Genomic DNA, 24,066 nt, shown 5'->3' with positions numbered 1-24,066 from the left:
GATGTCCGAGGCGCCCTCGGCCCGGCCGGGCTCGTGGACCGGTGCCCGCCTGCGCGCCGCGCCCGGTGGTGCGCTGGCACTGGCCGCCCTGGTGCTGGTGACCGCGTTCCTCGCGGCGGCGCTGCCGCGTACCGTCGAGGCGTACGAGGACGCCGCGCTCCGGGACACGCTGCGGCGGGCCTCCCTGAGCGACCGCAGCGTCACCGCCACCTTGGACGTGTCGTTCTCCGGCGAACGCGTCGGGAACGGCTCGCCGTTCCAGGCGAGCGCGCTCGCCAGGACCGAGGACACCTTCCGTACCGTGGTGCGGCCGCCGCTGGTGCTGGACACCGCGCAGACCGTGTACGGGGTGCGCAACGCGGTGGCGGCGGCCGTGACCGACCCCGGCCTGCCGCGTCCGACCGGGAACCGCGATCCGCGGGCGACGCTCGTCTCGCAGCCGGGTCTCGCGGCCCGCTCCCGGCTCGTCGCCGGCCGCATGCCCGCGGCCGGCTCCGGTGAGCGCGAGGTCGAGGCGGTGCTCACGGCCCGGACCGCGAAGGTGATGGGGCTGCGCGCGGGTTCCGCCGTGCACCTGCTGGACACGACCGGGGCCGGGCTCACCGTGCGGATCACCGGGATCGTCGAACCCCGCTCCCCCGGCGAGGCATTCTGGAACGCCGAGCCCGACCTGCTCTCCCCGACCCTGGTGAGCGTTCCCGGGCCACCCGGCGAGGACCCCGAGCACTACTGGCACTTCACCGCGCTGATCGGCCAGGACGCGGCCGGCGTGGTCCTCGACCTGCCCGAGGGCGCCCGGCTGTACTGGCACCACCCCGCCGACGTCGGCGCCCTCTCCGCCCGCGACGTGCCCGCGCTGCGCGACCGGCTGGCGTCGTTGTCGGGAGGGCCCGACTCCACCCGGCTGCGTCTGCTGACGGGCAATCGCTCCATCACCGTGGACGAGGAGGGACTCGCCGAACTGCTGGGCCCGTTCGAGCGGCAGCGGACGGCGGCCAGGCCCCTGGTGCTGATCGCGGCGGTGGGCGTGGGCGCGGTGGCGGGCATCGTGCTGCTGATGGCGGGCGGACTGTCGGCGACCCGTCGCCGTACCGAACTGCGGCTGCTGCGGGCCCGCGGCAGCAGCCTGACGGGCCTGTGCGCACGGCTGCTGGCCGAGAGCGCGGTCGTGGCCGTGCCGTGCGCGGCGGCCGGGGTGCTGCTCGCGCTGCTGCTGGTGCCGGCCGGACGCCCGGCGGCCTCCGTGCTCGCGGGGGCGCTGGTCGTGGCCGTCACGGTGCCGGCGCTGCCGCTGCGGGCGGTGGCGCTCGTCCGCCGGCTGGGCCCGGAACGGCGCGACGACCTCGTGCGGGCCAGGCCCTCGCGCCGCCGTACGGTGGCGGAGCTGACGGTGGCGGTCGTGGTGACCGGCGCGGTCGTGGCGCTGCGGCGCCGGGGGACGGCCGACGGCGGCGCCGACCTGCTGACGGCCGCCGCACCGGTGCTGGTCGCGGTCGTCGGGGCGCTCGTCCTGCTGCGGCTCTACCCGCTGCCGCTGCGGCTGCTGTCGCGCCCCGCGGCCCGGCTGCGGGGCACCGTGCTGTACCTGGGTCTGGCCCGGGCCGGCCGTACGCCCTCGGCCACGGCACTGCCCCTGGTGGCGGTGCTGGTGGCGCTGGCCGTCACGTCGTTCGGCGGCTCGGTCCTCACCGGCGTCGAGAGCGGCCGCGACCGCGCCGCCACGCGCGCGGTCGGCGGCGACGCGCGGCTCGAATCCCTCACCACCCTCCCGGACGGGCTCGACGCACGGGTCCGGCGGGTGCCGGGCGTGCTCGGCACCTCGCCCGTGCGGATCGAGACGGGACTGTCGACGACGCCCGCCGGGACCCCGTACGACCTGGTGATCGTGGATCCGGCGCGTTACGCCGCGCTGGTGTCGGCCACGGGGATCGGCGCCCCCTTCGCCGCCGCACGCCTGGAGGGCGACGGCAGGGGGCCGCTCCCCGCGATCGTCTCCCCAGGCCTCGCGGGGGAGTTCGGCACGACGACCGCGACCGTGCAGGCCTCCGCCGGGGCGACGCCGGTGCGCACGGTCGCCGTGCGCGACGTGACGCCGGCCGTCCTCGGGGGCGACTTCGTGATCGTCTCCGCCGCCGGAGTGGCCCGCACGCACCCCGAGACCGCCCACTCCCCCGTCCAGGCCCCGACCGCGCTCTACGTCACCGGCCCGCAGGTGGACGGCCGGGCGCTGGAGGCCGTCGCACGCACCGCCGCGACGGACCTGACGGCGGTCCTGCGTTCCGAGGAGCGCGCCTCGTTCACCTCCTCCTCGCTCCAGAGCGGCGCCCGGCGCGTCTACCTGGCCGCCGTGGCCGCGGGCGCCGGCTACAGCGCGCTGGCCCTGCTGCTGTCCCTGATGGTGCACACCCCGCAGCGCAAGGCGCTGCTCGCCCGGCTGCGGACGATGGGCATGACGAGCGGTCAGCGGCAATGGCTGGCCGTCCTGGAGACGCTGCCGCAGGTCCTGCTCGGCGCCCTCGGCGGCATCCTGGTCAGCCTGGCCACGGTCCCGCTGCTACGGCAGGGGGTGGATCTGACCGCCCTGGCCTTCTCCGCCGCCAAGCCGGTCAGCGGTGTCTCCGGGACGGTGCTGCGCACGGACCCGCTCTCGCTGCTGCTGCCGTCGGCCGCGCTGGTCGTCCTGGCCTGCGCGGTGCTCGCGGGCCAGGCGTGGCTGACCGGACGGCGGGGCGAGGGAACCGAACTGCGGATGGGGGAAAGGGAATGAGCCAGGACACACCGGGGCCGGCGGAGCCCGGCACCACGACGCTCGCGGAGCTGGAACGGCGCGTCGCCGAGAGCCGGGAGGAGCCCGCCTACGGGCACGACGCCCTGATCGTCTGCGACCGGCTGGTGCGGATCTTCACCGCCCAGGGCGTGGAGGTCCAGGCCCTGCAGGGGCTGGACCTGCTCGTGAAGCAGGGCGAACTGATGGCCCTGGTCGGCGCCTCGGGCAGCGGCAAGTCCACCCTGCTCAACATCCTGGCCGGGCTCGACACCCCCACCGCCGGAGCCGCCTCGGTCGCCGGCTTCGACCTGCTCGACCTCGACGCCCGCGCCCGCCTGCGCTACCAGCGCGAGGTCGTCGGCTTCGTCTGGCAGCAGACCTCCCGCAACCTGCTGCCCTACCTCACCGCCCTGCAGAACGTCGTCCTGCCCATGCGCCTCGCAGGCAGCGTCAAGGGCCGCGGCCAACGCACCAAGCGCGCCGCCGAACTCCTCGGCATGATGGGCGTGGGCCACTGCGCCGACCGCCGCCCCCAGCAGATGTCCGGCGGTGAGCAGCAGCGCACGGCCATCGCCGTCGCCCTGGCCAACCACCCCTCGCTGGTACTGGCCGACGAGCCCACCGGACAGCTTGACTCGGCCACCGCGGAGCAGGTCTTCGGCGCCTTCCGCACCGCCAACGAGCAACTCGGCACGACCATCGTCGTCGTCACCCACGACCAGGCCGTCGCCACCGCCGTCGACCGCACCGTCGCCATCCGCGACGGCCGCACCGCCTCCGAGGTCGTCCGCCGCACCAGCACCGACGACCAGGGCCGCACCACCGTCCACGCCAGCGAGTACGCCACCGTCGACCGCTCCGGCCGCCTCCAGCTCCCCCGCGACTTCACCCACGCCCTCGACATCCGCAACCGCGTCATGCTCGAACTCGAACCCGACCACATCGCCGTCCGCCCCGACCTCCCCGACCGCCCCGCCGACAACGCCGGGGGCCCGCCGGACCACCAGGGTCCGCGACCTGCCGGGTAGCGGGGCCGGCGAGGGTCGTTGTCGGGAAGACGCGCGAGCTCGCCCGGTTCAAGGACGAGCGGTGGGCCTCGGCAGAGGGCGGCGAGCCTCATCCCCGAGCCGGCCGTCCCACCGTGTCCGGCGGCGGCCGCGCCTCACGACCGGTCGGATCCGGCTGCGTGGTGCCGGCCGGAACGGCCCCGTGCGCGTCCGTCACACGCCCGTCGGGGGCCGGCACTCCAGTCCCATCTCGGCGACGTCCTCGAGTTCGTCGGGGCCGAGGCCGCCGGTGGCCTGGACGGCGATGCCGAACGCCACCGGCGGCGAGCGCCTGTAGGCGGCACCCCTCCGGGGACACCGCGGGATCCGAGCCGCCGCACAGTCGGCACCTGACTTGAGCCCAGCAGGCGGGCCGGGCTCTCGTCGGGCGCGGTGACTTCGGGTGGAGCGGGGCCGGTTCCGGGCGCCGCGTTCCGGGTCGCCGCCGTACGACGTGACGCCCCCGCCGATGCCGCGCAGCGGCGCGCCCGCGTCGTGCGCCTCGCGGAGGAACGCGTCGACGTACGCCTCCGGGTCACCACCGGCGGTGCCGGTGCGCGGCACGTACGCGTCGAGCGGCGACACGGAGAACCCGCCCGCCCAGGAGCACGATCCTTCTTCTCCCGGTCGTACGGGCGTCCCTGACGACCACTCGGCGGGTGACACCACCGGTCCTGGACGGCTTCCGGCGCGGACGGACCAACGACTCTGACGCGAAGCCCGACTCAAGTCAATATGTATTCCTAATTTAGGAGAAACCCGGAACGCGGCGTGCCCAAAACCTTGACAGGCTCTTCCCGGCGGGTGCATGTTCGGCAACGTTGTCATCGCGATGGCAACGTTGTCATCGCCATGATGCCAGGCCGTCACGTCATTGAACATCCCTGAACGGAGCCGCTGTTCATGCCGGATATGTCCGCCCTGCCCTCTCGTCGCGCCGTACTCTCCACCGGCTCCACCCTCCTCGCGGGGTTCGGGCTCGGCATGGCCTTCCCCGCCGCCGCCGGCGCGCACACGCGGCCCTCGGACCCGGCCGGGTCCCGGGGCGAACTCGCCGCGTACCGCCCGGTCACCGTGTCCTCCACCGACTACGCCCCCACACCGGCCGAGTTCGCCGTCGACGGCCTCGACCGGGTCGGCGTCCGCGGCTCCGGGTGGCGGGCCGCCGACGGCGACCCCCAGTGGATAGCCGTCGACCTCGAGGCCCTGTGCGAGGTCGAGTCGGTCCGCCTCACCTTCGAGGCGACGGCCGACGACCCGCCGTTCACCCCCGGGACCGGGGGCAACCCCCGCGACAACACCACCGGGCAGGAGGTCCTGTCGAGTTGCGCGGTCGCCTTCGTCATCGAGACCTCCCGCGACGGGAAGTCGTGGACGGTCGTGCACCGCACCGACGACGGCAAGGGCGGGGTCGTGGAGATCGCCCTCGCGAAGCCCGTGACCGCCCGCTGGGTGCGGATGACCGTCACCAAGCGCTCCAACGCCAACCCGCTGGGCCTCAACGGCCTCCAGGTGTACGGCACCCCGCGCGGCAGGCGCCCCGAGGCCACCGGCTGGACGGACTGGGGCACCCACCACCGCACGCCCCCGGCCCTGGAGGTCGCCGACGACGGCACCGTCCCGCTGGAGTCCGGCTGGGACCTGACGATGGACGACTGGGCGGGCGGCACAGCCGCCGAGCTGTCGGCGCCCTCCGTGGACACCAGCGCCTGGCTGCCGGCCGTCGTGCCCGGGACCGTGCTGTCCTCGCTCGTCGCCGAGGGCCACCTGCCCGACCCGGTCGCCGGCTTCGCCAACCTGCACGTCCCCGAGGCGCTCTCCCGTCACTCCTGGTGGTACCGCCGCGAGTTCCGCCTGCCCAAGGGCCTGCGCACCGGGGCCGGACGCCGCGTCTGGCTGGAGTTCGACGGGGTCAACCACGAGGCCGACGTCTGGCTCAACGGCAAGCAGGCCGGCACCCTCACCTTCCCCTTCGCCCGCGCCGCCTACGACGTGACCGCGCTGCTCGCCGCCGAGGGCCCGCAGGCCCTCGCGGTGCGGATCAGCCCCATGCCGCTCCCCGGCAGCCCTGGCGACAAGGGCCCGGCCGGGCTCGCCTTCGTCGACGCCGGCGCGAACATGATGAACCGCAACTCGCCGACCTACCTGGCCTCCTCCGGCTGGGACTGGATGCCCGCCGTACGCGACCGGGCCGCCGGCATCTGGAACCACGTACGCCTGCGCTCCACCGGCGACGCCGTCCTCGGTGACGCCCGCGTCGACACCGTCCTGCCGGACCTGCCCGGCACCGGCACGGCCGAGGTCACCGTCGTCGTCCCGGTCCGCAACGCCGCCGCGGACGCCAGGTCCGTGACCGTCACCGCGGCGTTCGGCGACGTACGCGTGCAGCGCACGGTCACCGTGCCCGGGGGCGGCAGCGCCGACGTCGTCTTCGACCCGGCCTCCGACCCGAAGCTGCGCGTGCGGAACCCGAAGCTGTGGTGGCCCAACGGCTACGGCGAGCCGGAGCTGCACCGGCTCACGCTCACCGCCTCCGTGGCCGGGCAGGAGAGCGACCGGCGCACCACGCGCTTCGGCATGCGCCAGTTCGGCTACGAGTACGACGTGCCGCTGACGTTCCAGTCCGGCTCCAACGCCTACGCCCAGACGGTGACGTTCACCCGCAGGACCGCCCGCTACGTGCGCGTCCTGTGCCGCACCCGGGCCACCGACTGGGGCTCGTCGATGTGGGCCCTGTCGGTCGCCGACAGCATGGTGCCCGACCTCGACCTGGCCCTGCACAAGGACGCCACCGCCTCCTCCACCGACGACCCGAACAACCGTCCCGGCAACGTCACGGACGGGGACCCGGGCACCCGCTGGTCCTCGGAGTTCGAGGACGACCAGTGGATCCGGGTCGACCTGGGCTCCGCGGTCTCCTTCGACCGCGTCGTCGTGACCTGGGAGCAGGCCTACGCGGAGACGTACACCGTGCAGGTCTCCGACAACGGCGACGACTGGACCGACGCCGCGTCCGTGGACAACGCCGCCGTCCCGCTGCCCTTCCAGACCTCGGGCTCGGCGAGCCTGCAAGACGTGGAGTTCGCCGCGACCACCGCCCGCTACCTGCGGATCCTGTGCCACACGCGTGCCACCAGCTGGGGTGCGTCGATGTGGGGCCTGTCGGTCGTCGACAGCGCCACGCCCGGCACCGACCTGGCGCTGCGCAAGGACGCCACCGCCTCGTCCTCCGAGGGCGACGGCAGCGGGCCGGGCAACGCGGTCGACGGCAAGCCCGGCACCCGCTGGTCCTCGAAGTACGAGGACGAGCAGTGGATCCGGGTCGACCTGGGCTCCGCGGTCCGGTTCGACCGGGTCGTCATCACCTGGGAGCAGGCCTACGCGAAGACCTACACCGTCCAGGTCTCCGACAACGGCGACGACTGGACCGACGTGAAGTCCGTCGACAACTCCACCGTCCCCCTCAAGATCAGCGTCAACGGCGTGCGCGTCTTCGCCCGCGGCGGCAACTGGGGCTGGGACGAGTTGCTGCGCCGCATGCCGGCGGAGCGCATGGACGCGGCCGTGCGCATGCACCGCGACATGAACTTCACGATGATCCGCAACTGGGTCGGCAGCAGCAACCGTGAGGAGTTCTACGCCAGTTGCGACGAGCACGGCATCCTGGTGTGGAACGACTTCCCCAACGCCTGGGGGATGGACCCGCCGAACCGCCAGGCCTTCCTCGACCTGGCGCGGGACACCGTGCGGCGCTACCGCATCCACCCCAGCGTCGTGGTGTGGTGCGGCGCCAACGAGGGCAACCCCCCGGGACCGGTGGACGACGGGATGCGCTCCGCGGTGCGCGCCGAGGCGCCCGGCCTGCTCTACCAGAACAACTCGGCGGGCGGCATCGTCTCGGGCGGCGGCCCCTACGGCTGGGTGGAGCCCGAGCGGTACTACTCCGCGTCCACGTACGGCAGCGGCAGCTTCGGGTTCCACACCGAGATCGGCATGCCCGTCGTGTCGACCGCCGAGACCATGCGGCGCATGGCGGGCGACGAACCCGAGTGGCCGGTCGGCGGTGTCTGGTACCACCACGACTGGAGCACCCGCGGCAACCAGGCCCCGCAGAACTACCGCGCGGCCATCGAGGGCCGGCTCGGTGCGGCGGCGGACCTCGACGACTTCGCCCGCAAGGCGCAGTTCGTCAACTACGAGAACTTCCGTGCCATGTTCGAGGCCTGGAACGGCCGGCTGTGGGAGGACGCCTCCGGCCTGATGCTGTGGATGTCGCACCCCGCCTGGTACAGCACGGTGTGGCAGACGTACGACTACGACTTCGACGTCAACGGCGCCTACTACGGCGTCCGCAAGGCCTCCGAGCCCGTCCACGTGCAGGCCGACCCGGTCAGCGGGAAGGTCGTGGCGGTCAACCACACGCCGCGGGCGCTGAAGGGCGTGACCGTCACCGCCCGTCTGCTCGACCTGTCCGGCCGTCCGCTCTCCGCGGAGCGGCGCGGCACGCTGGACGTGGCGGCGTCCGAGAAGGCCGACGCGTTCACCGTGGCCTGGACGGACGACCTGCCGGACTTCCACCTGCTGCGGCTGCGGCTGGCGGACCGGCACGGCGAGGTGCTGTCGGAGAACGTCTACTGGCGGTACCGCAAGCCCGAGCACATGCAGGCGCTCAACAAGGCCGCGCGGACCCGGGTCTCCGCCGACGTCACGGACACCGACCTGTCGGGCGACCGGCACGGGCTGACCGCGCGGGTGAGCAACCGGGGCTCCTCGGTCGCCGCCCTGGTCCGGCTCTCCCTGCTGGACTCCCGCAGCGGCGACAGGGTCCTGCCGACGCTGTACAGCGACAACTATTTGTGGCTGCTGCCCGGTGAGAGCCGCACGGTGACGCTGTCCTGGCCGGCCGGGGCGCTGCCGTCGAAGCGGCCGAAGCTGCGGGTCGACGGCTACAACGTGCCCGCGGTCACCGCGCAGGCGTAGCCGCTCGCGCCGCCGTGGCGGCCACCCGGAAGGTGGCCGCCACGGCGGTCCGGCGCGCCGGGAACCCGTCCCACATCGCGCACGTCTGACAGGAGGTGACGACTTCTCCAGCCCTGATGCGCCCGGCGCGGTTCGGCGACCTGGCGGCCATCGTGGACGTGCACACGCAGGCACGTGCCGCGTACTACCAGGCGGGCGGCCTGCCCGGATCAGAGATCGACAGCCCCGACGGGTGGGCACGCCGCCGCGCGACCTGGGCGCACGCCATCCAGTCGAGCGCGACGACGGTGCTGTGCGCCGTCGAGGACACCGAGGTGGTCGGTGTGGTGGCCATGGGACCGCCCAAGGAGGGCGCGGAGGCCGCTCCCTCGTGTGGTGAGCTGCACCGGATCCATGTGCGCCCGGACCGCTGGGGCCGCGGCGTCGGGGGGCAGCTGCACGCCGAGTTCGTGCGCTTCCTGCGCGAATCCTCCCTGGAGACGGGGCTGCTGGACGCCTGGGAGCGCAACAGCCGCGCCCTCGCGTTCTACACCCGTCAGGGCTGGGTCCCGGAGGGCGGCCGCCGCCCGGGCCCGGGTGGCGTCGACTTCCTGCGGCTCCGCCTCGACCTGCGCGGCCGCGTCGCCGCCGCGGCGTCCTCGGAGGGCACCGTGCCGCTGGGCTGACCTGCCTGCGGCGCGTGGCATCCTGTGCGGCGTGCTGATCAAGGGCTATGACCACGGACCCCTGACGGCCGGTGAGCCGCTGACGGACCGGCCCGGCTTCTGGACGAACCACCTCCTGGGGTGGTGCGAGGCCGGGCCGGACGGCGGGCGCCCCGAGCCGGAGTGGTTCGGGGACGACGGGGCGGACGCCGACGCCCTGACCGAGGTGCTGCACAACGAGCGTGCCTGGCCGGTGTTCCGGGTGCCGTTCGGGGACGGGCACTGCGCCGTCGTGGTGTACAGGAACCTCGACGGTGACCCCGGGCTCGACTTCCTGCTCACCCATCCCGGCTGGGCCCGCGCCGAGGAGCTGTCCTCGTACAACGGCGACTGGTACGGCAGCGGTCCGAACTGGCGCGAACTGGCCCACGTCGCCGCGGACGTTCCGCGGTCCGGGGCGGTCCCGGGCGTGTTCGATCCCGCTGCCCGGCTGCTGCTCCTGCTGCCCTTCCTCGTCGACGGCGACCGGCACGTGGCGGAGGCGGGGCCGGGGATCGCGGACGCGCTCGTCGGCATCGGGGCTCCGGAGGGGACCGCGGCGCTCGCAGCCGGGTGCCTGGTGCGCGGGCTGCGGCCCGACGCCTGGCACGACCCGGCGTGGGGTTCGCCGCTCAGCGGTGGCGACGCGCCCCCGCCGGTGGACACCGCGTTGCGGGAGTCCCCGCTGCTGCGGAACGCCGGTGTCACCGTCACCCAGTGGAAGCGGCTCGCCCGCGCCCTCGGCGGGCACGGGGAGTCCACGGGAGTCACTGCATGACGGACTTGGCCCACGCCGCCACGGTGACGACGTCGGCCTGCCGCGGGAACACCTTCTCCGTGAGCACGCGGTGCACCTCGGGGTCGGAGTCCAGGCAGCCGTCGGACAGGACGGTGAGGCCGTAGTCCAGGTCGGCGGCCTGGCGCAGGGTGGAGAGGACGACGCCGCTGGTGGCGATCCCGGTCAGCACCAGACTGTCGACGCCGCCCGCCCGCAGGACCATGTCCAGGTCGCTGCCCGCGAACGCGCTGACGCGCCTCTTGGTGACCACGACGTCGCCGGGCGCCGGCGCGACGTCGGGGTGGATCTCCGCACCCGGGTCGCCCGCGGCGAAGCCGCCGCCGCGGGCGAGCGCGCCGAACGTCCTGTTGCGGGCGCTGACCTCCGGGTGCCCGGCCCGGAAGCCGATGACGACGTAGAGGACGGGGACGTCCGCGGCGCGCGCGGCGTCGATCGCCGCACGCACCCGGGGCAGGTAGCCGTCGTCGCCGGTGAAGCGGTCCGTGATGGCCCGCTGGACGTCCATCACGAGGAGCGCGCTGTGCGCCATTCTTGCTGTCCTTTGCTGGTGCCGTTCGGGTCGTCACCGCGACCGCTGCCCGCGGGGGTGTCGCGGCGGCCGCGCAGCGCCGAGGCGAGCGCGGCGATCAGGGCCATGACGGTGGCCGCGCCGAAGACGGTGACGAGACCGTGGTGGAAGGGGCCGGAGACGAGGGTGGGGAAGAAGCCCGTGCCGGTGAGGATCCGCACCTGGTGCTCGGGCAGGGTGGCGAGCACCCCGCTGGGCCCGAGCAGGTGGCCGATGGGGTTGTCGCCGAGGAACGTGGCGAACAGGGTGCTGACCGGAGGCAGTCCGGAGACCTGTTCCGCGGTCCCGGCGGGCACGCCGTTCGCCCGCAGCCCGTTCTCCAGCGTCTGCGGCAGCGAACCGGCCAGTCCGGCGATCATCAGCGAGAAGCACAGGCCGATGGAGAGCGCGGTCCCGGAGTTCTGGAAGGTGGAGCGCATGCCGGAGGCGACTCCGCGCTGTTCGGGCGCGACGCTGCCCATGATCGCGGAGGTGTTGGGCGCCGAGAACATGCCCTGGCCGATGCCGCTCACCAGCAGCAGCGTCGCGAAGGCGGGGTACGGGAAGTCGACCGGGAGGGCGAGCAGGCCGACGAACGAGGCCGCCACGAGGACGAGTCCGGTGGTGGAGAACAGCCGGGCGCCGAAGCGGTCCGACAGGTACCCGGACAGCGGTCCCGCGACCAGGAAACCGACGGTCAACGGCAGCATGAAGATGCCCGCCCACAGCGGCGTCTGCTCGAAGTCGTAGCCGCGCAGCGGCAGCCAGATGCCCTGCAGCCAGATGATGAGCGTGAACTGCAGTCCGCCGCGGGCGATCGCGGTGAGCAGTGCCGCCAGGTTGCCGGCGGCGAACGCCCTGATGCGGAACAGGCCGAGCTGGAACATCGGTTCCGCGACCCGGGTCTCCGCGAGGCAGAACACGACGAGCAGCAGTACGCCCGCCGCCAGGCCGCCCAGCACCCAGGGGTTGGTCCAGCCCGTGGGGTGGCCGCCGTAGGGCTGGATGCCGTACGTGATGGCGGCGAGCAGCCCGCCGGCCCCGGCGGTGAAGGTGAGGTTGCCGACCCAGTCGATGCGCCCGGGTTTGCGCGCGCCGGTCTCCCGGAGGCTGCGGTACGACCAGAAGGTGCCGACGACGCCGATGGGCACGCTGATCCAGAACACGGCGCGCCAGTCGATGGTGGCCAGCAGCCCGCCCGCGATCAGCCCGAGGAACTGGCCGGCGAGCGCGGTGATCTGGTTGATGCCGAGCGCCATGCCGCGCTGCCGGGCGGGGAAGGCGTCGGTGAGGATGGCCGCCGAGTTCGCGGTCAGCATCGACCCGCCGACGGCCTGCACGATCCGGAAGCCGATCAGCCACAGGGCGCCGCCCCCGCCCCGCAGCGGGTCGAGGGAGAGCGCGAGCGAGGCGGCGGCGAAGATCGCGAAGCCCATGTTGTACATCCGGACCCGGCCGAACATGTCGCCGAGGCGGCCGAGCACGACCACGAGCACGGCGGAGACCAGCAAGTAGCCGAGGATCATCCAGAGCAGGTAGCCGATGTTGCCGGGGGCGAGCGGGTCGAGGCCGATGCCGCGGAAGATGGCGGGCAGCGAGATGATCACGATCGAGGCGTCGATGGTCGCGATGAGCACGCCCAGCGTCGTGTTCGACAGCGCCACCCATTTGTAGCGGCCCGCGTCGTCGGCCGGGGTGGCGGTCACAGTTCCTCGGCCAGCCGGTCGAGCAGCGGCAGCGCGTCGACGAGTTGCCGCCGTTCCTCGGCGGTGAACCGCCCGTCCAGCACGGCGGCCAGCCGCCGCACCGACTCCGAGCGCCGGTCCGCGAGCACCTTCCGCCCCGCCCCGGTCACCGTCATCACGACGCGCCTCCTGTCGTGGGCGTCGGGGCTGCGGCTCACCAGCCCGCGCTCCTCCAGCCCGGCCAGCGTCGTCGCCATCGCCTGCGGTCGTACCCGCTCCAACTCGGCCAGCGACCCGGGCGAGTCCGGGCCGTCCCGGTCCAGCCGCGCGATCACCGACACCTCCGACAGGGTGACGTCCCCCACGGCGTGCGCCTGCCGCAGCCGCCGCGCGATCCGCCCCACGCTCAGCCGCAACGCGGCCCCGACCTCGGTCGGGTCACCGGCTTCGAGTGCCTTCGCATCCATGTGTAGTAACAGTAGGTTGATCAATCTGATGTAACTGTCCAGAGCCGGTCAAGACCAGGCCAAGACCCGGCTCCCGGCGCGCGGCCCCGCCGGACCGCGATCTTCGATCCCGGTGACGCCGGGGCCCTTCTGCGCCAGTCTCTGTGGGACGTCACCGCCGCACCGTGCGACAGGGAGAGTCATGGACCTCAGCAAGCAGCCCATCGGCCGGGTCAGCCTGGACAAGGGATCAAGGGCGACCATCCCGCTGGAGAAGGAGGACCCGGAACTGACCATCGTGGCGTCCCTCGAATGGGACGGCGGCAGCGACGCACGCCGGAGCCAGGGTGCGGACCTTGACCTCTACGCGCTCTTCGTCCCGGCCGCCGAGGCCGTCCGCGGGGCGGAACCGTCACCGGGTCACGTCTTCGAGCGTCCATCCGGCGGGATGCTGAACCGAGCCGCCCGGGAGGCGAGGAAGGCGCACGGCGCCGAGCTCGCCGCGCGTGTCGACGCCGGGCACGCCGTGTTCTGGAAGGACCTCGGGGCCCTGGACCAGGCGCCGTTCATCCGGCTCGACGGCGACTCCCGCGAGCCCGGCACCGAGACCATCCGCGTCCGGCGGGCCTCCGAGCAGGGATACGCGCTGATCTGCGCGTACAGCGCCGTGTCCAACGGCTTCGGCAGTTTCAGGAGCTACGGCGCCCGAGCGGTGGTCACCGACGGCCGGGGCTCGACGGTGACGGTTCCCCTGTACGAGGAGAACAACTTCGCCTACTGGGTCGCCATCGCCTTCGTCGACTTCACGGATCCGCGAGGAGTGGGCATCCAGCACGTCGAGCGCTACAGCCGGCGCTGGTCCGAGAACCGTCCCGTCCTGCACACGGACGGAACGATCGTCATGGACCGGGGCCCCGTGCAGTTCAAACGAGGGTGACGGCGACGCCCGCGGACCCCCCGGTTGCGGGATGCACACAGGCAGCGCATAAGGTTAGGCTCGCCTAATACTTCAAAGGTGAACCACGTACAGGAGTCTCCACATGTCTCTTCGGCGCCGCGGCACAGCCGCCGTCGCTGTCCTCATCGCCGCCGCGCTGTCCCTCGCGGCCTGCGGCGGGTCCAGCAGCAACGGGAAGGAGGGCAGCGCAGCCGCTTCCGCGACCGCCGGGTCCAAGGACTCCAAGTCCGTCGCGCAGGGCGGCGAGGACTTCGGGGACGCCGCGGAGAAGACCGCCGCCCTGGGCACCACCGCCAAGCCGGGCGAGTGGCCGCGCACCGTCACGCACGCCATGGGCAGCACCGTCCTCAAGGCCCAGCCGAAGCGCGTGGTCGTCCTCGACGTGGGCGAGCTCGATAACGTTGTCTCCCTCGGCATCAAGCCGGTCGGCCTCGCGCCCACCGAGGGCTCGCCCGAACTGCCGTCCTACCTCAAGGGCGAGGCCGGCAAGCCGGCGAACATCGGCACCATCAACAGCCTCAACCTCGAGGCGATCGCCGCGCTCAAGCCGGACCTGATCCTCGGCAGCCAGCTGCGCGCCGCGGACTCCTACGACGAGCTGTCGCAGATCGCGCCGACCGTCTTCTCCATCCGCCCCGGCTTCACGTGGAAGGAGAACTACCTCCTCAACGCGGCCGCGCTGGACAAGACCGCGCAGGCCAAGGCGAACCTGGCCGCGTACGCGAAGAAGGCGCAGGCCCTCGGCACCAAGCTGGGCGCCGACAAGCCGAGCGTGTCGATGGTGCGCTACATGCCGGAGGGCAAGATCCGCCTCTACGCGAACGACTCCTTCATCGGCACGATCCTCAAGGACGTCGGCATCCCGCGGCCGAAGAACCAGGACATCGAGGACCTGGCCGCCGAGATCAGCGCCGAGAACATCGACCAGGCCGACGCCGACTACATCTTCACCGGCGTGTACGGCGACCCCAAGGCCACCGACAAGACCAAGGCCCAGGGCAACCCGCTGTGGAAGAACCTGAAGGCGGTCAAGGACGGCCACGCCTTCGACGTCCCGGACGAGACCTGGTACCTCGGGCTCGGGGTCACCGCGGCCAACGCGGTCCTGGACGACCTGGAGAAGCACCTCACGGCGTGAGCCGGTGAGGCCGAGCAAGCCGAACGCCGGGCGCCGGCGGGCCGACGAGCCCGCCGGCGCCCGGCGCCCGTACGACACGACCCGGAAAGAGAGAGTGAGCGCGGCGCATGGCGCGACCGACCCGTCGCCGTACCGCCTGGCTGGCGGGGTGCGTGGCGATGCTGCTGATCGCCGTCCTGCTGAGCCTGGCCGTCGGCAGCCGTCAGATCGCCCCCGGCGAGGTGGTCCAGGCCCTGCTGCACGGCGGCACCAGTGACGACGCCCAGGTGGTGCGGGCGCTGCGCGTGCCGCGCACCGTCATCGGCGTACTGGCCGGCGCCGCCCTCGCCGTCGCCGGGACCGTGATGCAGGGCATCACCCGCAACCCCATCGCCGAACCCGGCATCCTGGGCGTCAGCCAGGGCGCGTCCGTCGGGGTGGTGTGCGCGATCGCGTTCCTCGGCGTGCACACGCTCACCGGGTACGTCTGGTTCGCCTTCGTGGGCGCGGCGGTCGCCGCCGTCGCCGTCTACGCCGTCGCCGCGGGCGGCTACCGCGGCGCCTCCCCCGTGAAGCTCGCGCTGGCCGGCGCCGCGATGAACGCCTTCCTCGCCTCCGTGGTCTCCGGGATCGTCACCACCGACGCCCACGCCCTGGACGAGTTCCGCTTCTGGCAGGTCGGTTCGATCAGCGGCCGCGGCAGCGATGTCATCGGCCAGATCTGGCCGTTCGTGGCGGCCGGACTGCTGCTGGTCGCGCTGATGGCGCGGGGCCTGGACGCGCTCGCGCTCGGCGACGACGCGGCCAAGGGCCTCGGCCACAACGTGGCGCTGCTCCGCGTCCTGGGCGCCGTGGGGGCGACCGTGCTGACCGGCGCCGCCGTCGCGGCCGTGGGTCCGATCGCCTTCACCGGCCTGGCCGTTCCGCACATCGCCCGGGCCCTGGTCGGTGCGGCGCACCGCTGGGTGCTGCCGGTGGCCGCCCTCCTCGGACCGGTGATGATCCTCGCCTCCGACGTGCTCGGCCGTATCGTCTTCCCGCCCTCGGAGGTGCCGGTGGCCGTCATGACCGCCCTGCTCGGCGTGCCGTTCCTCATCGCGCTGGTACGGCGCCGGACGGTGGTCGCCGCATGAGCCGCACAAGCCGCACGAGCCGCACGAGCCGCACGAACGGTGTGGACGGTCCGGGCCCCACGGACGCCACGAGCGGCACGAAGACCGCGCGGGCCGTCGGACCGGCCGTCCCCTCGCCCGCCCCCTCCGCGGTCGCCGCCCGGTCCGTGCGCCCCGTGGGGCACACCGTGCTGCGCCGCGGGCGCGGCAGCTTCCTCGTCCACCGCAGGGCCGTCCTCGTCTCCGTCGTGCTCGCCGTGCTGCTGGCGGCGGCCGTCGTGGTCTACCTCTGCGTCGGCGAGTCCTTCGTCTCCCCGGTGGAGGTCGTCAACGTCCTCCTCGGCCGGCCCAGCCCCGACCAGCTCGTGGTCGGCACGTTGCGGCTGCCACGGCTGGTCGTGGGGCTGCTCGCCGGGCTCGCCTTCGGCGTCGCGGGGGCGCTCGTCCAGACGGTCGCGCGCAACCCGCTGGCCAGCCCCGACGTCATCGGCGTGACGCACGGCGCGGGCGCGGCGACGGTCGCCGCGATGAGCTTCGGCCTGGCCTCGCACACCGCGCTCCCGTACGTCTCGATCGCGGGCGGCCTGGCGGCCTCGCTGCTGGTCTACGTGTTCGCCTGGCGCCGCGGGCTGCACGCGTCGCGCTTCGTCCTCGTCGGGATCGGCGTCTCGGTGGCCCTCGGCTCCCTGACGCAACTCTTCCTCACCAAGGGCGACTTCCTCGTCGCGCAGCAGGCCAAGGTCTGGCTGACCGGCTCGCTCAACAGCCGCGGCTACGACCAGGCCGCTCCCCTGGCGACGGTGCTGCTCCTGGCGGTCCCCGCGGTGCTGTGGGCGGCCAGGGCCCAGCGCGGGGCGTCCTTCGACGACGACACCGCGGTGGCGCTCGGCATCCGCCTGGACCGGGTACGGCTCGGCCTGACCGCTCTCGGCATCGTCCTGGCCTCCGTGGCGACGGGTGCCACCGGACCGGTCGACTTCGTGGCCCTGCTGGCCCCGCAGATCGCCCGGCGGCTGACCCGTACCGCGCAGATCCCGCTGCTGTCCTCGGCGCTGGCCGGGGCGCTCGTGGTCGTCGTCGCCGACCTGCTGGCCCGGCGCCTGTTCTCCCCCGTCGAACTCCCCGTCGGCGTCCTCACCGCAGCCGTGGGCGCCCCGTACCTGATGTGGCTGATCGCCCGCACCCGCAGCCGTTCCGGAGGCACCACCCCATGAGCCGTACCAGCCGACTCACCGCCCGCGGGCTGACCCTGGCGTACGAGGACCGCACCGTCGTCGACGGCCTGGACCTGGAGATCCCGGACGGCCGGGTCACCGTCATCGTCGGCCCCAACGCCTGCGGCAAGTCCACGCTGCTGCGCGCGCTCGGCCGGCTGCTCAAGCCGCGCTCCGGCACGGTCCTGCTGGACGGCACCGAACTCGCCCGCATCCCCGGCCGGCAGATCGCCCGCACCGTCGGCGTGCTGCCGCAGAGCCCCACGCCGCCGGACGGCATCACCGTCGCCGACCTCGTGGCGCGCGGGCGCCAGCCGCACCAGAAGTGGTGGCAGCAGTGGTCCGAGGCCGACGAACGCGCCGTCGCGGAGGCGCTGGAGCACACCGGCACCGCCGACCTCGCGGACCGGCCGGTGGACGAGCTGTCCGGCGGACAGCGCCAGCGCGTGTGGATCGCCATGGCCCTCGCGCAGGAGACCGACCTGCTCCTGCTGGACGAGCCGACGACCTACCTCGACATCGCCCACCAGGTGGAGGTGCTGGACCTGGTCCGCCGCCTCAACCACGGGCGCGGCCGCACGGTCGTCGCCGTGCTCCACGACCTCAACCAGGCCGCCCGCTACGCCGACCACCTGATCGCCATGAAGGCCGGCCGCGTCGTCGCCGAGGGCCCGCCCCGCGACATCGTCACGGCCGAACTCGTCCACGAGGTCTTCGGCCTCACGTCCGTCATCGTCCCCGACCCGGTCACCGGCAGCCCACTCGTCGTCCCCGGCGTCCCCTGGCAGCCCGCGGCCGCCGACTGACACCCTCCCTCCCGAGTCATACTGCTTGGCGGAGGCCGCCGGCCTCCGCCAAGCTGACCGGATGACCGCACCGACCGGACCCGTGATCCTCTTCGACGACGACTTCCACATGTACGTCCTGGCGGACGTCGCCCGTGCCGAGGCCTACTGGGAGCTGCCGGAGGAGTACACCTGCGGATTCGACGCGCGGGCGCGCCCCCTGGGCATGACGGGCGAGCCCCACCGTGTCACCCTCCAACTCACCGGCGCCGCGCCCGACGAGCCGGAACTGCGCCGCCTCGTCGCCGGCCACTACCGGCGCTTCCTCCCCCGCGCCGAAGCCCTGCGGGCCGCCGGCCTCGCGGAGTTCGTGGCGTCGCTCCCCCTCGACGGGAGCTGACGCGGCACGCGGAGCCGATGCCGCGTCGGTGCGGACGCGCTGCTCAGCGACCCACGGTTTCGGCGCATCGCAGGTAGCGCACCACGAGCTCGACGTCGTCCTCGTAATGAAGGATCCGCAGTTCATCGCCGTCGTGCGTCCGGTAGTCCAGCACCTGCATGCCGGGCCGCCAACTGCTGCTCGTCACGGCGCGTCCACCGACCGGCAGCGGCCAGCATGACAACCGTTACCGCCCCCACAGAGCGCCATTCCCACCGAGTCCCGGAAACGGGTCTGCGAGCATTGGATCATGAGCGGAAGTCATCTGAGCGTCAAGGACCTTGTGGTCGACTGCGTGGATCCGGAGCGGCTGGCGGCGTTCTGGGGTGAGCTCCTGGGGCGCCCGGTCGTCGCGCGGATCGGGCCGTACGTGTGGCTCGCGCGGGGCGAGGGGCCGGGCCTGGGCTTCCAGCGGACGGAGCAGCCCACCGCCGGGAAGAACCGCGTCCACTTCGACGTGGCCGCCGCGGATCCGGGGGCGGAGCGGGCGCGGATCGAGGCGCTGGGCGGGCGGGTCCTCGAGGAGTACGCGGAGGGCGGGTTCCTGGTCATGGCCGACCCCGAGGGGAACGAGTTCTGCGTCGTCCCCGAGGGGCCGTTCGAGCTCGACGACGACGGGCGGGCGAGCTACCTGCGCGGCGGCGGCTGATCGGGGACGACGCCGCGCGCCCTGCGGCGCGTGACCTCCGGCGGGCGCGCCGAAGGGCCGCGGGGGCGGGCCGCGTTCTCAGGCCGTGCCGGGCGGCGCGGCAGCGAGGAGCGCACGCAGCGGTTCCCGCTCCGTGGGGAGCCCCGCGGACCGCAGCCAGGAGACGCGGTTGGCTATGGCGCCCCAGCAGTCGTCCTGGGCGACCAGGGCCCGCAGGAAGGCGCTCTGGGCCTCCGTCAGCGGCCGGCCGGGGGCACGGGGGGCCGGGAAGGCGTACGCGAGCAGCGGGCCCCACTCGCGGTCGACGGTGTACTGGCTGCACATCGGGGCCAGCGCGAGCGCCGCCGGGAGGACCTCGTCGAAGTCCCGGGCGCGGTCGAGCAGTCCGCGGAGCAGGGTGAAGCGGAACCAGCCGTCGAACTGGGGCAGTGGCTCGGCGAACCACGCGTCGGCGGCAGCGGGGTCGGACAGCGCGTCGAGCAGGGCCGGAACGGCGCCAGGGCCGGTGGTGCCCAGGGCGGCGCAGGCACGCACCGCCGGGTCGGGGTCCGCCAGGAAGCCACCGGTGTCGTGACCCCAGGCGCTCAGCGTCATGACCGCGCCTGCCCGTTCGCGGCGTTCGCCGCCGCCCCGGACGACCCGCTCCAGGCGCTCGGCCGCCACCGGTACGCGGTCGGCGAGTTCGGGCGCCCGCAGCAGATGCGTCACCGCGCCGAGGGCGGCCTCCGCGACGGTGGCGTCCGTGTCGTCCAGCCAGGGCGCGACCGCGTCGAACAGCCGCGGCCGGACGGCACGGCAGGCCTCGACCGCCGCGATCTCCTCGGCCCACTCCTCGTCGTACGCGGCCTCGTCGTCGACGGCCTCCTCGTCCTCGTACGCCGCGGACTCGGCGAGTTCGCCCAGCCATTCCAGGAGCGCCGCACGCAGCGGCCGCACGCGGTCGTCCCAGGGGAACCAGCTCTCGTGGACGGCGAGCGTGCGGGGGTCGCCGAGGATGCCCGCGACGAAGAGCGCGGCCGGCGGCGTGGCGGAGTACAACGACCCCTGGTGCAGGACGGACATCTCCAGCCGGCCGAGCGACTCCGCCTGTACCTCCGGGTCGTCGTGCAGGAGGCCGAGCAGGTCGTCCGGGGTGCCGTCGGCGGGCCCGTAGGCGTGGGCGAGGGCGGCCCAGTCCGTCTCCGTCAACAGGGCGGCGGGGCCGGGCAGGGCGGCGGTGGCGTCGTTCGAGGACATGGCGGCAGTCTTCAGCAGGGGTCCGACAACAGCCGTGCACATCAGGCGAATCGGGCGTTTTCCCACAGGTTTCCGCGTTAGCTGTGGGGTGGCAGTGAGCGGTGTGAAGAGGGGGAGTAGATTGCGGCTGCCATTGGCATCGGATTTACAGCCTGGAGAACTCGTGACCGCATCCCCCCGCCGTGCCTGGTACCGCCCCGGCACCCTGATAGCAGCAGCCGCGACCGGCGTCATCGGTCTCGGCCTGTGCGCCACCCCGGCGTCCGCCCACACCCCCAACTGGAGCGCGGACTGCTCCAAGGTGGAGGTGCACCTGAAGGCGTACAACGGCGGCGTCAAGAACACCGTCACGATCACCGCGGACGGCAAGGACCTGCTGACGGAGACCTTCGGGTCCTCCTTCGACCAGTCGGTCGACCTTCCGGCGCACAGCGCCGAGGTGAAGCTCCACCTCAGCGTGAAGGCCGGCGACGGCGACCGCTACTCGTTCGAGGACAACAAGACCGCCCCGGTCTGCGAGGGTCAGAACACGCCCACGCCGACCCCGACCCCCACCCCGACGGAGACGAAGACCACCGAGTCTCCCAAGCCCAGCGAGGCGCCCAGCGAGTCGGCCGGCACGGCCCCCTCCGCTGCGCCCTCCACCCCCTCCACCGACGAGTCCCCGGCCGGCGACCTCGCCGAGACCGGTGCCTCCAGCTCCACCCCGCTCCTCGCGGGTGGTGCGGCCGTCGCGCTGCTCGCCGGCGGCGGTCTGCTCTTCGCGAACCGCAAGCGTCGCGCAGCGGCCCGTCACTGACCCAGGTCAGTGACGGCGGCGCGGTGACGCGCCGTGTGTGACACAAGGGTGCCGGACCGTGCTCCGTACGGTCCGGCACCCGGCTTTTCCGGCCTCTTCGCGTGGGCCCCGCGTCAGGCGCGGGCTCCGCGTCAGGCCGCCGGCCCCGGTGCGTCGGAGGCCTCGAACTCCCCCTTGCGCAGCCGGTACACCTGCAGCCGCAGGTCGTAGTACTTCTCGGTCTCCCCCACCCATTCCATGCCGACGCTCCGGGCGGTGGCGGCGCCGCGGTCGTTGCGCGGGCGGACGACGGCGAAGAGTTCGTCGACGCCGGAGGCGAAGGCGTAGCGCGCCAGGGCGCGTCCGGCCTCACTGGCCAGGCCCCGGCCCCAGAACGGGTGGGCGAGCTGCCAGCCGATCTCGAGGTCGACGCCGTACGGCGGAAGCGGCAGGACGGCGGCTCCGCCGACGAGTTCGCCGGTCTCGCGCAGTTCGACCGCCCAGCGCCCGGCCGGCCGTTCCAGGGCGGCGCCCTCCTCGTCCCAGGAGCGCATCAGCTCGCGCATCGACGCCTCGTCGGCCTGCCGGGTCATCGCCGGGGCCAGCCAGCGAGTCACGTCGTCCGTCCCGTAGACGGCCAGTGCCGCTTCCGCGTCGTCGGCGCGCCACGGCCTCAGGACGAGCCGGGGGGTGACGATCCGGGTTTCCTCGTTGCCCTTCGCGCGCTGCGCCGTGGCCGTACCAGTCATCTGCGTCTTCCGTCCCTGTCGCGGGCTCCGCCGGCCGTACGTCCAGCGGGCGCCCGAAGTCCCCTATGACCATCAACAACGCCAGGGGGCCGCGATCGCTTCCCATCCGCGCCGGCCCGGCACCGGGCTAACCCTCATCACTCGCTTGACAGGTTACCCCGATCCTGTTTGCATGTAACCGTTGAAGCGAATCGAAGGGGTTAGACATGGTCACCGTGCACCACCGATGGACCGAGGTACAGGGGCACCGGCTCTTCTACCGGGAGGCGGGCCCGGCGGACGCACCCGTCATCGTGCTCCTCCACGGCTTCCCGACCAGCTCGTTCATGTTCCGCGAGCTGATCCCGAGGCTCGCCGGCCGCTACCGCGTCATCGCTCCGGACCACCTCGGCTTCGGGTTCTCCGACGCACCCGGCACCGACGAGTTCGCGTACTCCTTCGACGCCCTCACCGGCCTCACCAAGGGCCTGCTCGACGGGCTCGGCGTCACGCGCTACGCGCTCTACGTCCAGGACTACGGAGCGCCGATCGGCTGGCGCCTCGCGCTGGGCGACCCCGGCGCCGTCACCGCGATCGTCACCCAGAACGGCAACGGCTACGAGGCGGGGCTCGTCAAGGAGTTCTGGGACGACGTCCGCGCCTACCAGCGCGCGCAGACCCCCGAGACCGAGGCGGGCGTCCGCACGGCGCTGAGCCTGGAGGGCATCAAGTGGCAGTACGTGACCGGAGTGCCGGACGAGACCGCCGTCAGCCCCGACACCTGGCACCACGACTTCCAGCTGGTCTCCCGGCCCGGCAACGACCTCGTGCAGCTCGCGCTCTTCCGCGACTACGCCACGAACTTCCCGCTCTACCCGCGCCTGCACGAGTACCTGCGCAGCCACCCCGTGCCGGTGCTCGCGGTCTGGGGTGAGAACGACCCCGTCTTCGGCCCCGAGGGCGCCCGGGCGTTCGCCGACGACGCGCAGCGGGCGGAGGTGCACCTGCTCGACGGGGGCCACTTCCTCCTGGAGACCCACGTCGAGCCCGTCGCGGAACTGGTCCTGGGCTTCCTCGACGGGGCCGGCCTGCCGCGCTGAGCCCCGCGCCCCACAGGCCCCACCCCCGCACCCCACACACCGCACGTACGACGATTGCGAGGGCCATGACCCGCCAGACCGGCTTCCACGAGGGAGAACTGGCCGTCCAGCGACGGGCCGGCGTCGCACTGGAGGCCGCGCGCCTGCGGGGCATGCTCGACCCGCCGCGCCTCGGCGGCGGAGTGGCGCTCTTCCTCGCCGACCGCGACCTGGCCGTGCTCGGCGCACACGACGAGCAGGGTCGCCTGTGGGCCTCCCCACTCACGGGCGCCCCCGGCTTCCTCACCACCCGGGGCGACACCGTACGGGTCGCGGCCCGTCCCGGCGCGGGCGACCCGCTCGCCGGACTTCCCGCCGGCGGGGCGGCGGCCCTGATCGTGATCGACTTCGCGAGCCGCCGCCGGCTGCGTCTCAACGGCACCCTCGCCGCGGCCGGCGACGCCGGCTTCGAGCTCGCCGTCGACCAGGCGTACGGGAACTGCCCCCAGTACATCCAGCAGCGCGTGCTCGGCCCCGTACCGGCGGGCGGCCCCGGCGGCGGGGACGCGCCCGCCGGCGGGGCCCGGGCCGCGGACCGGCTCGACGCGGCGCAGGCCGCCCTGGTCGCCCGGGCCGACACCTTCTTCCTCGGCACCGCCCACCCCGTGCGCGGCGCGGACGTCTCCCACCGGGGCGGCCCGCCGGGCTTCGTCCGGGTGACGGAGGACGGCGGCCTGTGGTGGCCGGACTACCCGGGCAACAACATGTTCAACAGCCTCGGCAACCTGGCCGCCGATCCGGCCGCGGCCCTGCTCTTCGTGGACTTCCCCACGGGGACGACGCTGCAGCTGTCCGGCACCGCCGAGGTCGACTGGACGGCGCCCGGGACCCCCGGCGACGACGGCGGCACGGGCCGCCGGGTCCGGTTCACCCCGCGGCACGTCGCCGACGGGCGGGTCCCGGTCCGGGCGGAGGACGTCCTCCCCTACCGGCGGAACCCGCCCCTCACCGCCTGACC

At 73.6% G+C, this 24,066-nt stretch carries 22 protein-coding genes; 15 read left to right on the top strand and 7 right to left on the bottom strand.

Annotated features, from left to right (window positions below):
* Position 1 precedes the first annotated feature (1 nt).
* A complete protein-coding gene (locus ABZ479_RS13995) occupies positions 2 to 2,767 on the top strand; it encodes an FtsX-like permease family protein (RefSeq protein WP_500461804.1) in 2,766 nt (921 codons plus the stop codon).
* Complete coding sequence (locus tag ABZ479_RS13990) at positions 2,764 to 3,795, top strand: ATP-binding cassette domain-containing protein (RefSeq protein ID WP_500461803.1); 1,032 nt, start codon at positions 2,764 to 2,766, stop codon at positions 3,793 to 3,795. The genes ABZ479_RS13995 and ABZ479_RS13990 overlap by 4 nt, the downstream gene beginning before the upstream one ends.
* A gap of 192 nt (positions 3,796 to 3,987) precedes the next feature.
* On the opposite strand, the gene ABZ479_RS13985 is transcribed toward ABZ479_RS13990, so the two are convergent.
* Positions 3,988 to 4,398 (bottom strand): hypothetical protein, encoded by a 411-nt coding sequence (locus ABZ479_RS13985; protein WP_500461802.1) that lies wholly within the window; start codon positions 4,396 to 4,398, stop codon positions 3,988 to 3,990.
* A 318-nt stretch (positions 4,399 to 4,716) separates the two neighbouring features.
* Between ABZ479_RS13985 and ABZ479_RS13980 the strand changes: the two genes are divergently transcribed.
* The 3 genes from ABZ479_RS13980 (at position 4,717) to ABZ479_RS13970 (ending at position 10,254) form a co-directional block, all read left to right on the top strand.
* Positions 4,717 to 8,793: a discoidin domain-containing protein gene (locus tag ABZ479_RS13980; protein ID WP_500461801.1), complete on the top strand. Its 4,077-nt coding sequence runs from the start codon at positions 4,717 to 4,719 to the stop codon at positions 8,791 to 8,793.
* A 95-nt stretch (positions 8,794 to 8,888) separates the two neighbouring features.
* Entirely contained in the window at positions 8,889 to 9,458 is a 570-nt protein-coding gene (locus ABZ479_RS13975) for a GNAT family N-acetyltransferase (protein WP_500461800.1), read from the top strand.
* 31 nt (positions 9,459 to 9,489) lie between these two features.
* The gene (locus ABZ479_RS13970) at positions 9,490 to 10,254 is read left to right on the top strand and encodes a hypothetical protein (protein WP_500461799.1); all 765 of its coding nucleotides are present in this window, start codon (positions 9,490 to 9,492) and stop codon (positions 10,252 to 10,254) included.
* On the opposite strand, the gene ABZ479_RS13965 is transcribed toward ABZ479_RS13970, so the two are convergent.
* Genes ABZ479_RS13965 through ABZ479_RS13955 form a run of 3 tightly spaced genes read right to left on the bottom strand, consistent with a single transcriptional unit; the run spans position 10,244 to position 12,974 of the window.
* Positions 10,244 to 10,804, bottom strand: coding sequence for a cysteine hydrolase family protein (locus ABZ479_RS13965; protein WP_500461798.1), 561 nt, complete (start codon positions 10,802 to 10,804; stop codon positions 10,244 to 10,246). The genes ABZ479_RS13970 and ABZ479_RS13965 overlap by 11 nt on opposite strands.
* Entirely contained in the window at positions 10,780 to 12,528 is a 1,749-nt protein-coding gene (locus ABZ479_RS13960) for an MFS transporter (protein ID WP_500461797.1), read from the bottom strand. Before ABZ479_RS13960 ends, ABZ479_RS13965 begins: the two co-directional genes overlap by 25 nt.
* Positions 12,525 to 12,974, bottom strand: a complete 450-nt coding sequence (locus tag ABZ479_RS13955) for a MarR family winged helix-turn-helix transcriptional regulator (RefSeq protein WP_499605496.1) — start codon at positions 12,972 to 12,974, stop codon at positions 12,525 to 12,527. Before ABZ479_RS13955 ends, ABZ479_RS13960 begins: the two co-directional genes overlap by 4 nt.
* Positions 12,975 to 13,155: 181 nt before the next feature.
* Between ABZ479_RS13955 and ABZ479_RS13950 the strand changes: the two genes are divergently transcribed.
* The 6 genes from ABZ479_RS13950 to ABZ479_RS13925 all read left to right on the top strand — a co-directional run bounded on the left by ABZ479_RS13950 (position 13,156) and on the right by ABZ479_RS13925 (position 18,539).
* On the top strand, positions 13,156 to 13,890 hold the full coding sequence (locus tag ABZ479_RS13950) for a hypothetical protein (protein WP_500461796.1): 735 nt from the start codon (positions 13,156 to 13,158) through the stop codon (positions 13,888 to 13,890).
* Between the two features lie 103 nt (positions 13,891 to 13,993).
* A complete protein-coding gene (locus ABZ479_RS13945; protein WP_500461795.1) occupies positions 13,994 to 15,049 on the top strand; it encodes an ABC transporter substrate-binding protein in 1,056 nt (351 codons plus the stop codon).
* 107 nt (positions 15,050 to 15,156) lie between these two features.
* Entirely contained in the window at positions 15,157 to 16,161 is a 1,005-nt protein-coding gene (locus tag ABZ479_RS13940) for a FecCD family ABC transporter permease (RefSeq protein ID WP_499605500.1), read from the top strand.
* Positions 16,158 to 17,354, top strand: coding sequence for a FecCD family ABC transporter permease (locus ABZ479_RS13935; protein ID WP_500461794.1), 1,197 nt, complete (start codon positions 16,158 to 16,160; stop codon positions 17,352 to 17,354). Before ABZ479_RS13940 ends, ABZ479_RS13935 begins: the two co-directional genes overlap by 4 nt.
* Positions 17,351 to 18,160: an ABC transporter ATP-binding protein gene (locus ABZ479_RS13930; RefSeq protein WP_500461793.1), complete on the top strand. Its 810-nt coding sequence runs from the start codon at positions 17,351 to 17,353 to the stop codon at positions 18,158 to 18,160. The genes ABZ479_RS13935 and ABZ479_RS13930 overlap by 4 nt, the downstream gene beginning before the upstream one ends.
* A 61-nt stretch (positions 18,161 to 18,221) precedes the next feature.
* Positions 18,222 to 18,539: a hypothetical protein gene (locus ABZ479_RS13925; protein ID WP_500461792.1), complete on the top strand. Its 318-nt coding sequence runs from the start codon at positions 18,222 to 18,224 to the stop codon at positions 18,537 to 18,539.
* 43 nt (positions 18,540 to 18,582) lie between these two features.
* Here the strand turns inward: ABZ479_RS13925 and ABZ479_RS13920 are convergent, their stop codons facing one another.
* A complete protein-coding gene (locus ABZ479_RS13920; protein ID WP_500461791.1) occupies positions 18,583 to 18,726 on the bottom strand; it encodes a hypothetical protein in 144 nt (47 codons plus the stop codon).
* Positions 18,727 to 18,828: 102 nt separating this feature from the next.
* Between ABZ479_RS13920 and ABZ479_RS13915 the strand changes: the two genes are divergently transcribed.
* The gene (locus tag ABZ479_RS13915) at positions 18,829 to 19,227 is read left to right on the top strand and encodes a VOC family protein (RefSeq protein WP_500461790.1); all 399 of its coding nucleotides are present in this window, start codon (positions 18,829 to 18,831) and stop codon (positions 19,225 to 19,227) included.
* Positions 19,228 to 19,305: 78 nt separating this feature from the next.
* Here the strand turns inward: ABZ479_RS13915 and ABZ479_RS13910 are convergent, their stop codons facing one another.
* The gene (locus tag ABZ479_RS13910; protein ID WP_500461789.1) at positions 19,306 to 20,463 is read right to left on the bottom strand and encodes a HEAT repeat domain-containing protein; all 1,158 of its coding nucleotides are present in this window, start codon (positions 20,461 to 20,463) and stop codon (positions 19,306 to 19,308) included.
* Between the two features lie 163 nt (positions 20,464 to 20,626).
* Between ABZ479_RS13910 and ABZ479_RS13905 the strand changes: the two genes are divergently transcribed.
* Positions 20,627 to 21,262, top strand: coding sequence for an LAETG motif-containing sortase-dependent surface protein (locus tag ABZ479_RS13905; RefSeq protein WP_500461788.1), 636 nt, complete (start codon positions 20,627 to 20,629; stop codon positions 21,260 to 21,262).
* 131 nt (positions 21,263 to 21,393) lie between these two features.
* Here ABZ479_RS13905 and ABZ479_RS13900 read toward each other — a convergent pair whose 3' ends face one another.
* Complete coding sequence (locus tag ABZ479_RS13900) at positions 21,394 to 21,990, bottom strand: GNAT family N-acetyltransferase (RefSeq protein ID WP_500461787.1); 597 nt, start codon at positions 21,988 to 21,990, stop codon at positions 21,394 to 21,396.
* 206 nt (positions 21,991 to 22,196) lie between these two features.
* On the opposite strand from ABZ479_RS13900, the gene ABZ479_RS13895 reads away from it, so the two are divergent.
* On the top strand, positions 22,197 to 23,069 hold the full coding sequence (locus ABZ479_RS13895) for an alpha/beta fold hydrolase (RefSeq protein ID WP_500461786.1): 873 nt from the start codon (positions 22,197 to 22,199) through the stop codon (positions 23,067 to 23,069).
* Between the two features lie 65 nt (positions 23,070 to 23,134).
* On the top strand, positions 23,135 to 24,064 hold the full coding sequence (locus tag ABZ479_RS13890; protein WP_500461785.1) for a pyridoxamine 5'-phosphate oxidase family protein: 930 nt from the start codon (positions 23,135 to 23,137) through the stop codon (positions 24,062 to 24,064).
* Positions 24,065 to 24,066: the final 2 nt, after the last annotated feature.

This window comes from Streptomyces sp. NPDC005722 (genome assembly GCF_040630935.1).
Classification (GTDB): Bacteria; Actinomycetota; Actinomycetes; order Streptomycetales; family Streptomycetaceae; genus Actinacidiphila.
Note: the sequence above shows the minus strand (reverse complement) of the source record. Positions and strands in the feature narration are given on the sequence as shown.

What these genes read in the sequence shown, in the direction of transcription:
- ABZ479_RS13945 (WP_500461795.1), top strand. Translation starts at nt 13,994, where the DNA reads ATGTCTCTTCGGCGCCGCGGCACAGCCGCCGTCGCTGTCCTCATCGCC.
- ABZ479_RS13950 (WP_500461796.1), top strand. Translation starts at nt 13,156, where the DNA reads ATGGACCTCAGCAAGCAGCCCATCGGCCGGGTCAGCCTGGACAAGGGA.
- ABZ479_RS13935 (WP_500461794.1), top strand. Translation starts at nt 16,158, where the DNA reads ATGAGCCGCACAAGCCGCACGAGCCGCACGAGCCGCACGAACGGTGTG.
- ABZ479_RS13980 (WP_500461801.1), top strand. Translation starts at nt 4,717, where the DNA reads ATGCCGGATATGTCCGCCCTGCCCTCTCGTCGCGCCGTACTCTCCACC.
- ABZ479_RS13930 (WP_500461793.1), top strand. Translation starts at nt 17,351, where the DNA reads ATGAGCCGTACCAGCCGACTCACCGCCCGCGGGCTGACCCTGGCGTAC.
- ABZ479_RS13890 (WP_500461785.1), top strand. Translation starts at nt 23,135, where the DNA reads ATGACCCGCCAGACCGGCTTCCACGAGGGAGAACTGGCCGTCCAGCGA.
- ABZ479_RS13955 (WP_499605496.1), bottom strand. Translation starts at nt 12,974, where the DNA reads ATGGATGCGAAGGCACTCGAAGCCGGTGACCCGACCGAGGTCGGGGCC.
- ABZ479_RS13900 (WP_500461787.1), bottom strand. Translation starts at nt 21,990, where the DNA reads ATGACTGGTACGGCCACGGCGCAGCGCGCGAAGGGCAACGAGGAAACC.
- ABZ479_RS13990 (WP_500461803.1), top strand. Translation starts at nt 2,764, where the DNA reads ATGAGCCAGGACACACCGGGGCCGGCGGAGCCCGGCACCACGACGCTC.
- ABZ479_RS13895 (WP_500461786.1), top strand. Translation starts at nt 22,197, where the DNA reads ATGGTCACCGTGCACCACCGATGGACCGAGGTACAGGGGCACCGGCTC.
- ABZ479_RS13910 (WP_500461789.1), bottom strand. Translation starts at nt 20,463, where the DNA reads ATGTCCTCGAACGACGCCACCGCCGCCCTGCCCGGCCCCGCCGCCCTG.
- ABZ479_RS13995 (WP_500461804.1), top strand. Translation starts at nt 2, where the DNA reads ATGTCCGAGGCGCCCTCGGCCCGGCCGGGCTCGTGGACCGGTGCCCGC.
- ABZ479_RS13925 (WP_500461792.1), top strand. Translation starts at nt 18,222, where the DNA reads ATGACCGCACCGACCGGACCCGTGATCCTCTTCGACGACGACTTCCAC.
- ABZ479_RS13965 (WP_500461798.1), bottom strand. Translation starts at nt 10,804, where the DNA reads ATGGCGCACAGCGCGCTCCTCGTGATGGACGTCCAGCGGGCCATCACG.
- ABZ479_RS13915 (WP_500461790.1), top strand. Translation starts at nt 18,829, where the DNA reads ATGAGCGGAAGTCATCTGAGCGTCAAGGACCTTGTGGTCGACTGCGTG.
- ABZ479_RS13940 (WP_499605500.1), top strand. Translation starts at nt 15,157, where the DNA reads ATGGCGCGACCGACCCGTCGCCGTACCGCCTGGCTGGCGGGGTGCGTG.